11 protein-coding genes and 1 pseudogene are annotated in these 10,353 nt (G+C 62.6%); 1 reads left to right on the forward strand and 11 read right to left on the reverse strand.

The window, feature by feature from the left end:
- Positions 1–20 precede the first annotated feature (20 nt).
- From YY7_RS0141260 to YY7_RS54515, 10 genes are read right to left on the reverse strand one after another with little or no spacing between them, the layout of a single operon-like run.
- Complete coding sequence (locus YY7_RS0141260; RefSeq protein WP_028168273.1) at positions 21–911, reverse strand: polysaccharide deacetylase family protein; 891 nt, start codon at positions 909–911, stop codon at positions 21–23.
- Positions 912–928: 17 nt separating this feature from the next.
- A complete protein-coding gene (locus YY7_RS0141265) occupies positions 929–1,918 on the reverse strand; it encodes an amidohydrolase family protein (protein ID WP_028168274.1) in 990 nt (329 codons plus the stop codon).
- A gap of 10 nt (positions 1,919–1,928) precedes the next feature.
- On the reverse strand, positions 1,929–2,633 hold the full coding sequence (locus YY7_RS0141270; protein WP_028168275.1) for an ABC transporter ATP-binding protein: 705 nt from the start codon (positions 2,631–2,633) through the stop codon (positions 1,929–1,931).
- Entirely contained in the window at positions 2,626–3,384 is a 759-nt protein-coding gene (locus tag YY7_RS0141275) for an ABC transporter ATP-binding protein (RefSeq protein ID WP_080664069.1), read from the reverse strand. The genes YY7_RS0141270 and YY7_RS0141275 overlap by 8 nt, the downstream gene beginning before the upstream one ends.
- A 59-nt stretch (positions 3,385–3,443) precedes the next feature.
- Positions 3,444–4,703 (reverse strand): ABC transporter substrate-binding protein, encoded by a 1,260-nt coding sequence (locus YY7_RS0141280; RefSeq protein WP_028168277.1) that lies wholly within the window; start codon positions 4,701–4,703, stop codon positions 3,444–3,446.
- 3 nt (positions 4,704–4,706) lie between these two features.
- Positions 4,707–5,711, reverse strand: a complete 1,005-nt coding sequence (locus tag YY7_RS54510; protein ID WP_051397194.1) for a branched-chain amino acid ABC transporter permease — start codon at positions 5,709–5,711, stop codon at positions 4,707–4,709.
- Complete coding sequence (locus tag YY7_RS0141290) at positions 5,708–6,568, reverse strand: branched-chain amino acid ABC transporter permease (protein ID WP_080664067.1); 861 nt, start codon at positions 6,566–6,568, stop codon at positions 5,708–5,710. Before YY7_RS0141290 ends, YY7_RS54510 begins: the two co-directional genes overlap by 4 nt.
- Positions 6,565–7,461 (reverse strand): polysaccharide deacetylase family protein, encoded by an 897-nt coding sequence (locus YY7_RS0141295; protein ID WP_028168279.1) that lies wholly within the window; start codon positions 7,459–7,461, stop codon positions 6,565–6,567. The genes YY7_RS0141290 and YY7_RS0141295 overlap by 4 nt, the downstream gene beginning before the upstream one ends.
- A gap of 2 nt (positions 7,462–7,463) precedes the next feature.
- Complete coding sequence (locus YY7_RS0141300; protein WP_028168280.1) at positions 7,464–8,183, reverse strand: fumarylacetoacetate hydrolase family protein; 720 nt, start codon at positions 8,181–8,183, stop codon at positions 7,464–7,466.
- A 9-nt stretch (positions 8,184–8,192) separates the two neighbouring features.
- Positions 8,193–8,846: a cysteine hydrolase family protein gene (locus tag YY7_RS54515; protein ID WP_051397195.1), complete on the reverse strand. Its 654-nt coding sequence runs from the start codon at positions 8,844–8,846 to the stop codon at positions 8,193–8,195.
- Positions 8,847–9,110: 264 nt separating this feature from the next.
- Here YY7_RS54515 and YY7_RS54520 point away from each other — a divergent pair, with 264 nt between their 5' ends.
- A complete protein-coding gene (locus YY7_RS54520; RefSeq protein WP_051397196.1) occupies positions 9,111–9,845 on the forward strand; it encodes a GntR family transcriptional regulator in 735 nt (244 codons plus the stop codon).
- 379 nt (positions 9,846–10,224) lie between these two features.
- Here YY7_RS54520 and YY7_RS64575 read toward each other — a convergent pair.
- Positions 10,225–10,353: pseudogene (locus tag YY7_RS64575) on the reverse strand (FAD-dependent monooxygenase); the annotation flags it as partial.

The following is a 10,353-nucleotide window of genomic DNA, read 5'->3' on the forward strand; positions in this document are numbered from 1 at the left end:
CAGGCCGCCCCAGCGCGGTCCTATCCCGGCACCTGCGAGCGGTACCAATCGAGGATCTCGGCCCCGGTCCACATCACGACGCCGTCGTGGCCGAGAATGTAGTCGTAAAGCATCTCGAGATATTTGATCCGGTGCGGCACACCCGTCAGATAAGGGTGGATGGAAATGGCCATGACGCGCGGCGCCTTGGCGCCATCGAGATAGAGCCGGTCGAATTGATCACGGCCGCGGCGCAGGATTTCGTCTGAGGGCTGCTGCTGTACCGCGCTGATGACGACGTCATTGATTTCGACCGTGTAGGGAACGGAGATGATGTCGCCGTGGCGCGTCTTCAGGGGAATCGGCTGCTCGTCGAGCACCCAATCGGCGACATATTCGATGCCGGCTTCAGCGAGCAGGTCCAGCGTCTCGTCGGTCTCGGTGAGGCCCGGGCTTTCCCAGCCGCGGGGCGGCCTGCCGGTGAATTTCGTGATCGCAGCGATCGTGTCGGCGATCGCCGACTTCTGGTCCTCGACCTTGTGCATCGGCTTCTGCACGAAGCCGTGCCCCATGAAATCCCATCCCGCGTCCCGCGCCGCCTCGCATGCTTCGGGATAAAGCTCGCAGACGGAGCCGTTGAGCGCGAATGTCGCCTTCAGATTCCGGCTGCCCAGCGCTTCCAGGAATCGCCAGAAGCCGACGCGCATCCCATATTCGTGCCAAGCCCAGTTGGGAACGTCGGGCAGCAGCGGCTGTCCCATCGGCGGCGGCAGTACCGCGCGCGGCATCGCGCCGTTCGGACTCCAGTTTTCGACATTGACGATGGTCCACACCGCCACCCACGCATCGTTAGGGAGCTTGAGCGCCGGCCTGCGATGGATCGGGACATAGGGCAGCCGGTTGCGGAGACTGCTGCCGACGGGCTCGGACATCTCTTCTTTCCTCTCATTCAACCTTCGCACAGCAGCTTGAGCGCTGTGCCGCAGCAGATGCATTGACGCTCCAACGGTGTGATCGCGGGCACTGCTTCGATAGTCGCGCCGGGATCAGCATCGGCCATGTCAAAGGGAGCGTCGGTTCCGATGCAAACATGGTCGGCGCCGACAAGGTCAATGAGGTAACGCAGCGCCTGCGGCTCGAAAACGAGGCTGTCGAAATAGATCCGCTTGAGCAGCTCCTTCGGCGAGGACTTGCTGATGCCGTTGGCTTCGCTGCGCACCGCGTGTCCGTGGACGAGCCGTCCGATCTGGTAGGGCGCAAAGCCGCCACCATGCGCCAGAGCGAGCTTCAGGTCGGGCAGTTCATCGAGCCGGCCGGAGAACATGAGATTGGCCAGCATTACCGTCGTGTCCAGCGGATTGCCGATGAGATTGGTGAGATAGTAGTTTTCGAGCCCGCTCTTGGCCCCGACATAATAAGGATGCGCGAAGACGAAGACGTTGAGCTCGCTGGCGCGGCGCAGCAACGGACGAAAGCGCTCCTCGGCGAGCTGCGCGCCTTCGATCGAGGTGCCGATCTCCACGGCCTTGAAGCCGTAGGCGCGAACGACGCGCTCGAGTTCGGCGACGGCGGCATCCGGATGCTGCATCGGCACAGTCGCCATGCCGCGCAATCGGGCGGGCTGGACGCCGACCATGTCTGCCACGCCATCATTGACGAGGCCGGCGACTTCAAGCGCCAGATCGGCATCGGCCCAGTAATAGAACATTGGCGGCGCCGGCGAGATCACGGAGATGTCGATGCCCTTGCGGTCCATGGCGGCGAGCTTGGCCTCTGTCTGACGAAATTCCTCGAACAAGGGATAGACGTAGCCCTGGTCATGAATAATCTTGCGCGCAGCACCTTCGCCTTCGACACGCGCACGGAAGCGCTTGGGATCGGCGGCGATGGCGCTGACGATGCGATCGGGAATGACGTGGCTATGGATGTCGATCTTCATGCAGTCGGCCTCAATGCACGCCGAGGAAGCGTATCAGCGATTGGGGATTATCGACCAGAGCCAACGCATCCGCCTCGTGGACGATCTTTCCGGTCTCGATGACGTAGACGCGGTCTGCGACCGCAAGCGCGCTGTAGAGGTTCTGCTCGACCAGCAGAATCGCCAGACCCGCCTCCTTCAGCCGCGCGATGATCCCTTCCAGATGCTGGACCATGACCGGCGCCAGTCCTTCCGAGGGCTCATCCATCAGGATGAGTTCAGGGTCGATCATCAGCGCGCGCGCCACGGCGAGCATCTGTCGCTCGCCGCCCGAGAGCTGGTTGCCGCGGTGCTGGCGCCGCTCCGCCAGCCGCGGGAACAGCTCCATGACGCGATCGACGGTCCAGCCGTCGCGAGCGCGGACGGACTTGAGCATGGTGAGATGTTCGGTAACGGTGAGCGAGGGGAACAGCCGCCGCCCTTGCGGCACCAGCGCGATCTTGCGCCCGGCGATCTCGTGCGAGGTCATACCGGTCAGGACTTCGCCCTTCCACGCCACGCTGCCCCGGCGCACCTGGGGCGCCGACAAGCCCATCACCGAGCGGATCAGGCTGGTCTTGCCCATGCCGTTACGGCCGAGCAGCGCGACCACCTCGCGGTCACGCACCGTGAGCGAGGCCCCCTGCACCACATGGGCCTCGCCATAGAAACTGTGAAGATCGCGGATCTCAAGCATGACGGTGTGCCTTGCCGAGATAGACGTCCTGGATGTCAGCGTTGCCGCGAATCTCTGCCGGTGCCCCCTCGGCCAGGAACCGGCCATTGTTGAGGCAGGTCACCCAGTCCACCAGGGAGAGCACCAGGTCCATATCGTGCTCGATCAGGACGATGGTGATCTCCGCCGGCAGACTGCGGATGACGTCGGCGACGATGACACGCTCGGCCGGCGAGAGGCCGGCGGCGGGCTCATCGAGCAGCAGCAGCCGGGGATTCGGCGCCAGCGCCATCGCCATCTCGAGCTGGCGCTGCTCGCCATACGACAATTCGCTCACCAGCGATCTTGCACGTGGACCGAGCCGCGATAAACCGAGGGCGCGGTCAGCCTGGCCGCGTTCGGTATCGGTCAGCCCGCCCGAACCGAGCAGCGAAAACTTGCGCGGCGTCAGGCCGCAAAGCGCGAGCTGCATGTTCTGCTCGACCGTCAGGCTCGGAAACAGATTGGTGATCTGGAAGGTGCGGCTGATGCCGCAAGCGGCTCGGCGGTGAGGCGGCATCCTCGTGATGTCGCATCCGTCGAATTCGACGCGGCCGGACGTCGGAGGTACCACGCCCGTGATGGCGTTGAACAGCGTGGTCTTGCCGGCCCCATTGGGGCCGATGATGGCTCGTCGCTCGCCGCGTTTGACCCGCAAGGTCACGTCGTCAACCGCCTTCAACGCATCGAAGGAGACGCCGACGTGGTCGAGCTTGAGGATGGTGTCCGGCACGCGCTTTCTCGTCAACAGGCGGAACGTAGCGGCCGGCGAGCCGGCCGTCTTTGATGGTCTCAGGTCTTCTTGATGCCCTGGAAATCCCGCGAATAGGGCGGCTGCTTCATGTAAGTCGCGGGGTCGTATTTCCAGAACTGCGACACCTGCGGATAACCCCCGATCGGGACATTCCAGAATTTGCCGTCCTTGTTCTTCATGGTCTTGCGGATGACGACGTCGTAAACGGGATTGCCGTAGTCATCGAAGCGAACCGGCTTGCCGAGCGGGCTGTCCGGAAGGTCGGTCTTGAGCACGGTGTCGAGGAAGACATCGCGGTCTTCGACCTTGCCGTTGATCGCGTTGATCGCCTTGGCCACCCACATCGCGCCGACATAATGCGAAAAGGCGTAAAGCGAGGGGATCTTGCTGAACTTGTCGGAATAAGTCTTGACGAACGCCTGGGTCGCCGGCAGATCGGCGCCCTCGGCAAAATGGGCGGAGGTGACGATCCCCTCGCACTCGGCGCCCATCGTCCGGATGACCGACTGGTCGGTCGCATTCTGCGATCCCAGCAGCGGTATCTGATCCTTCAGACCGAAGCTTGCATATTGCTGGATCAAGCGCGTGGCGTCTGCGCCGGTCTGCATCGCGAACACCACGTCGGCCTTCACACCCGCCAACTGACCAAGATAGGGGCTGAAATCGGACGTGTTCAGCGGATGCCAGAACTGGCCGACCACCTTGCCGCCGCCTTCCGTGAAAGTCTGTGCGAAGCCGCCGCACTGCTCGTGGCCAAACGTGTAGTCCTGGGAGATCATCGCGACCCTGCGGTACCCCTGCCTCAGCGCCCAGTCGGCAACAGGCCGCGAGAACTGGCTGGCGCTGTAACCGCCGGCGCGGATCACGTTCTTGATCCTGGCGCGCTGAGTGAGATCGTCGGCCGCGATCACCGGAATGAAGTACGGCGTCCCGTTGCCCTTGACGTAGTTGGCAACGGCAAGGCCGGTGTTGGCCAGAAGATTGCCGAAGAGCATGTCCACCTTGGCCTGCTCGACGAGGCGTCGCGCCTTCTGCAGCGCCGTGTCCGGATTGGAAGCGTCGTCTTCGACGATGATCTCAACCTTGCGGCCGCCCGCCTGGTTGCCTGCGCTCTCCCAGAACAGCGAAAAGCCATCGATGATCTCGCGGCCGCCGGCTGCCACGACACCGGTCTGCGGCGCCATCAGGCCGATACGGATCGGCGCTGCTTGGGCCCGCGCCAGGAAGGGGGCGGATAGAACGCCGGCGCCGGCTGCGAGCGTAAGGCCGGTCGTTTTCAGGAAGCGTCTGCGGTCCATCGTCTAACCTCCGGGATGATCTGGTTTCGAGTAACGGGAACGCCGGCGTGCGAACAGAAGGCGCGCACGGCCGACCACGCCTTCAGGCGCGAAGATCATGATGAGCACGAAGGCGATCCCGAGCACGCTCGGCCACCGCGCGGTGTAGGCGCTGACGGCATTCTCCAGGACGATGATGGCGGCGGCTCCGACGAAGGAACCGAGCAAGGTGCCGACGCCGCCGGTGATGGCCATCAGCAGAGCGGAGACCGACTGCGACAGCTGCACGCTTGAGGGACTGACGAAATTGTTGAACAAGACGTAGAGGCCGCCGGCGACCCCTGCCAAGAATCCGGACAATACGAATGCCACGAACAGGTGGAGCGGAACGTTGTAGCCGAGGCTTCGCATACGACTTTCGGAATCGCGGATTCCGCGCAAGGTGAGCCCGAACGGCGAGTGGACGAGCCGCCACATCAGCCAGGTCAGTGGCGCGACAATGATCAGCACGGCGTAATAGAAGCTGGCATGGTCTGCGATAAAGGCGGGACGACCCACACCGCGCAGCCCGTTTTCGCCGCCTGTGACCGCCGTCCAGCGCAAGCAGACGCCCCATACGATCATGCCGAGCGCCAGCGTCAGCAACAGGAAATAGACGCCTGACGTGCGGATGGCCAGCGCAGCGAACACGCCTGCAAGCGCCGTCGCCGCCAGAATGCCGAGGGCGATGCCGATCCAGATGTCGCCGCCAAGCGTCGAGGTCCAGTAGATCGCGACATAACTCGAGACGCCGAAAATTGCGCCGTGACCGAGCGAAGTGCGTCCCGCGAAGCCCGCGAGAATATCGATCGACATCGCCAGCACGCTGAAGATCAAGACCTGCGTGACGACAGACACCTGGTAACTCGGCAAGACAGCGGGGAGGACGGTCAGGGCCAGGAGCACCAACGCGATCCAGCCGACGGCGCGCGGCTGGCGGAGCGAGCGGGCCGCCGACGATGCAACAGGGGTGAGCGGAGCCGATCTCACGCTGCCCTCCCGAACAGGCCGAGTGGCCGGAACGCCAGCAGCAGCGCCATCGGTCCGAAGATCACGAAATAGGCGAGTTCTGGAAACATCACCTGCCCGATCGCGTTCAAAAGGCCCACCAGCAGCGCGCCGAGTGCGGCGCCCACGAGGCTGCCGCGTCCGCCGATGATGACGACGGCGAGCGAGAACACCAGGATCTCTGCGTCGGCACTCGGGTAAAGAGTCAGGAAGGCCCCACCCACCACCCCGCCGAGGCCTGCCAGAGCCGCCCCGAGCATGAATGTACCCAGGAAAACCCGACGGATGTTGATGCCCATGGCTTCGACCATCTCGGGATCGTCGACACCTGCGCGGATCAGCGCGCCGAGCCGCGTCTTGTTGAGGAGCAGCCACAGCGCGGCAAACACCAGCAGGCCCAAAACCAGAACGAAGACGCGATACTTCGGATACATCACGCCGCCAATCCACATGGCACCTCTCAGGGCCTCCGGGACCGGCACCGAGAACGTGTCTCCGCCCCAGATCACGAGCGAGATGTCGTTGAGAATGAACGCGACGCCGAGTGTGAGCAGCACCTGGCGCAATTCGACGCCGCGCACGAAGCTCAGCAGGCCACGGTCGAGCACCGCCCCCAGCGCTGCGACCAACGCCATCGCAGCCAACGCCCCCACCACGAAACTTCCGCTGGCCTTTGCCGCCGAATAACCTGCGAGGCCTCCGACCAGATAGAGTGCTCCGTGAGCGAGATTGACGATGCGCAGCAAGCCGAAAATCAAGGTGAAGCCGGACGCGACGATGAAGATCAGCGCCGCGAAGGTCAGGCCGTTCAGGATCTGAAAGAGATTGATCCCCATCATGCCGGAGCTTGGCCCCTCAGCGCGTTCGGACGTTGCGACAGGTACCAGTCGTAAATCTGCTCGCCGGTCCAGAACGTCGCATCGGGATGACGCTTGATATGCTCGATTGCAGCCGCGAAATATTTGAGCCGATGCGGCGCTCCCATGATGTAAGGGTGAACCACCAGTGCCATAATACGCGATGAGGTTTTGGCATCGGCATAGATCTGGTCGAACTGGTCGATGGCACGATCCCGGTATTCCGACGCCTTGTGATGCTGGATCAGCATCATCGCCACGTCGTTACATTCCTGGGTGTACGGCACATTCACGATCGGCTTCGTGCGGGTCTTCAGGACCACCGGCTCATCGTCGAGCACCCAGTCGCAGACGTAGTCGAACCCTTCCTCCACCAGGATATCCGGCGTCTCCCAGGTCTCGGTCAGCCCGGGACCCAGCCAACCACGCGGATTCTTGTTCGTGTAGGCGCGGATCGCATCCCGCGTCTTGCGGATGTCCTCGCGCTCATCCGCGACCTTCTGCATGTTCTTCTGGCCGAAGCCGTGACCGATGAATTCCCAGCCCCGATCATGCGCCGCCTTTGCGATCGGCTCATACGTGCCGATCGCCTTGCCATTGATGGCGAGAGCCGCCTTGATATTGAAGCGATCCAGCACCTCGAGCATGCGCCAGAATCCGACGCGATTGCCGTATTCGTGCCAGGCCCAGTTCGGGATATCGGGCATCGGCGCGCCACCGGCCGGCGGTGTCAACACCGTTCGCGGCATCGTCTCTTTCGGGTCCCATTCCTCCACATTGACGATCACCCAGACGGCGACGCGCGCTGCATCCGGAAGCACCAGCCGCGGGCGGTCCGCGATTGACGAATAGGCCAGACGGTCGGTGGGCAGCATGTTCACGTTTCGCGCGCTCCAATGGTGATGGCAATTCTGCCGACGCCCTCGATCGCTCCGGTGACCTGATCGCCGGGCAATAGAGGCCCGACGCCCGCGGGGGTGCCCGTCATCACGAGGTCACCAGGCGCGAGGCGATAGGACGACGACAGGTTGGCGATGATCTCAGGCACGTTCCAGATCATCTGCGAAAGATCGCCGCGCTGCCGTTCGCGCCCGTTGACGTCGATCGTAATGGCGCCGCGTGCGGGATGCCCCACCTCGGCAACGCCGTGAATGGCGCCGCAGGGAGCCGATGCGTCGAACGATTTCCCCCGTTCCCATGGCAGCATCTTCGCTCGCATCTCGCGCTGTCGGTCGCGGCGCGTGAGGTCGATGCCCACCGCGTAACCATAAACGCTCGCCAGCGCGCTGTTGCGCGACAGGTTGCAGCCGCCGGCGCCGAGCGCGACCACGAGTTCGATCTCGAACTGAAAATCCTCCGTATCGGCCGGATAGGGCACGACAGCTCCGTCTTCAACGAGTGCGTCCGCCGGCTTCTGGAAGAAGAAAGGCGGATCGCGCTCGTCGCCTTCCTTCATTTCGCGGATATGCTCGACATAATTCCGTCCGACGCAATAGATCCGACGTACCGGAAAGCGCTGCGACGACCCTGCAATTGGCAGCGAAGCCGCTGCGACGACGGGAACTGGAAGATCCAGAGCATACGCAGACGACGTCATCGCGGATTCCTAAGCGGCGCTTTTGGCGACCGGGCTGAAGAGGCTGAGTTGTTGGATTTCACTGGTGTCTAGCACGAAACCAAACGCGGTGCGGACGCAGAGCAGGCCCGCCTCATGCAGCGCCGGACCGTCCATGGTCTCGACGCAATCTTTCACGACGATCACGGCATAGTCACGCACATTGGCTGCAGTCGTCGTCGCGAGCACACAGGAGTTGGTGTTGACGCCCGTGACCAGCAGCGTGTTGACGCCGTGCGCGCGCAGCGTGAAATCGAGATCGGTGCCGAGGAAGCAATCGTAGCGCTTCTTCGTGTCGACAACGAGGTCCCGTTCGTTGTCATAGAGGTCGGGGATGATGGCAACACCCGGCATCCCGGCGATATTATGCCGCAGCACATTCTTGCGCGTCGCCTTGGGATCCTCGGCGCGCGTTCGCCAGAACGGATTGGAGGCGATTTCAGCGACATCGCGATACTGCGTAAGCAGATGGATGACCGGGATCTTGGCGCTACGCGCCCAATCGAACAGGCGCTTGTTGGCCGCGATCACCCGCTGCGCAACCTCCGGCGATGTCGGCATGGTCGCGACGTTCATATCCAGATGACCGCGGTGCAAATCGATCGCGATGATCGCAGCCTTGGGTTGGTCGACGCCGAGATTCATGTGCCGCTTCCTTGGCATCCGGATTGTTGGGCAGGAGACAAACTCGCCTGCCCTCACTCTGCAATACATTCTGGCGGCGAGTCAAAGATAATGTATACATTTTGTGCTTGGATTCTGTGCGGAGCACGGTCAATCCATATTCAATCCGGCTTGGAAATGCGCAAGTCCTGCACAAGATCACCTTCATACGTGACGCCAGACGGCGCTTGAACGGCACTGCCGTTTCGCTAGATTGTGTACAAACAAGTTTCGGACCCTTTTCGCATGGCCGCCCTGCCAGCCCCAGAAACGTCATCCTCCACCCGGTTCGAATCCGTGCTCGAGGCGGTTCGCGCTGCCATCCTGGCCGGCGAATTCGAACCGGGCAAACGCCTGCATGAAATCAAGCTCACGACGCTGCTGGGCGTCTCGCGCACCCCCGTCCGCGCGGCGCTTCAGAAACTCGCATCGGAGGGGTTGCTCGATTACACGCCAAACCGCGGCTACACCCTGCGGGAATTCTCAATGGACGAAGTGATCAGCGCCTACGAAGTGCGCGCCGTGCTGGAGGGCCTTGCGGCACGACTCAGCGCCGAGCGCGGGCTGAACGTCGGCGAGATCGGGACCCTACAACAGGCGCTCCGGGACGGCGATGATTTGCTTCGCAATGGGCATATCACCGACGAGCACCGATCCGAGTACAGCCGGATCAATGCATGTTTCCACGTCACGATCCATGCGTCCGCCGGTTCGAGGCTCCTCAATGACATGGTCTATCTGTGTCAACAGGTACCGGTCTCGTCGCCACGCAATGTCGTGGCGTTTGAAGAAGTCGACGTTCGCCGCCGGCACGAAGATCACCATCGCATCTTCGAGGCCATCGTCGGGCGCGAGCCCTGGCGCGCCGAGATGCTGATGCGAGACCATGTGGCCAGCGTCAAGTCGTCTCTGATAAGGTCCCTCGCCTCTCCGGCTGCAGTTCAAGCAGCCACGAAGACGGCGCGGCGACTCCGTCGCTAGCATCAGTATGGCGCCATCTCTTCGATTTTCGATCGCCGAGCGACACCACAGCCCTCCAAGAAACCCTCCGGCAGGAAGCTGCCTGCTTTCGGCTAGCGAAGTGCTACGCGCGTTTCAGAGTTGTCAGATTCAACAGGTTCTGTTGTATGGGACGAAGCGGAGCGCGCGACAGCTCTCGAGCTATTGCTTTCGCTGAACCAAAGGGCACTCGCTATCTGCCAACGGCCGAAACGCGTCCTTGCCGGGCATTGTTGTAACGACTTTCATAGGATCCCACTCGCCCTTGCATTCGGAAGGATCTTTGGTCGCAAGAAGGTACATGTTCCTGATCACGCGCCCATCATCACGAATGGTTCCGTCCTTCGTCATGAAATCGTTGATCGGCAGCTCCTTCATCTTCCCAGCCCTGCAGGGTGGCCGCGAGCTTCCAGGACAGGTTGACGGCATCCTCCAGCCCGCTGTTGATCCCATAGCCGCCGTAAGGGGGGTGGCTGTGCGCCGCGTCCCC

It is taken from the genome of Bradyrhizobium elkanii WSM2783 (genome assembly GCF_000472865.1).
In the GTDB taxonomy this organism is placed as follows: Bacteria; Pseudomonadota; Alphaproteobacteria; order Rhizobiales; family Xanthobacteraceae; genus Bradyrhizobium; species Bradyrhizobium elkanii_A.

Excerpts from the sequence above, each read along its gene's own strand:
- YY7_RS0141280 (WP_028168277.1), bottom strand. The coding sequence starts at position 4,703 with ATGGACCGCAGACGCTTCCTGAAAACGACCGGCCTTACGCTCGCAGCC.
- YY7_RS54520 (WP_051397196.1), top strand. The coding sequence starts at position 9,111 with ATGGCCGCCCTGCCAGCCCCAGAAACGTCATCCTCCACCCGGTTCGAA.
- YY7_RS54515 (WP_051397195.1), bottom strand. The coding sequence starts at position 8,846 with ATGAATCTCGGCGTCGACCAACCCAAGGCTGCGATCATCGCGATCGAT.
- YY7_RS0141260 (WP_028168273.1), bottom strand. The coding sequence starts at position 911 with ATGTCCGAGCCCGTCGGCAGCAGTCTCCGCAACCGGCTGCCCTATGTC.
- YY7_RS0141300 (WP_028168280.1), bottom strand. The coding sequence starts at position 8,183 with ATGACGTCGTCTGCGTATGCTCTGGATCTTCCAGTTCCCGTCGTCGCA.
- YY7_RS0141265 (WP_028168274.1), bottom strand. The coding sequence starts at position 1,918 with ATGAAGATCGACATCCATAGCCACGTCATTCCCGATCGCATCGTCAGC.
- YY7_RS0141290 (WP_080664067.1), bottom strand. The coding sequence starts at position 6,568 with ATGATGGGGATCAATCTCTTTCAGATCCTGAACGGCCTGACCTTCGCG.
- YY7_RS0141295 (WP_028168279.1), bottom strand. The coding sequence starts at position 7,461 with ATGCTGCCCACCGACCGTCTGGCCTATTCGTCAATCGCGGACCGCCCG.
- YY7_RS0141270 (WP_028168275.1), bottom strand. The coding sequence starts at position 2,633 with ATGCTTGAGATCCGCGATCTTCACAGTTTCTATGGCGAGGCCCATGTG.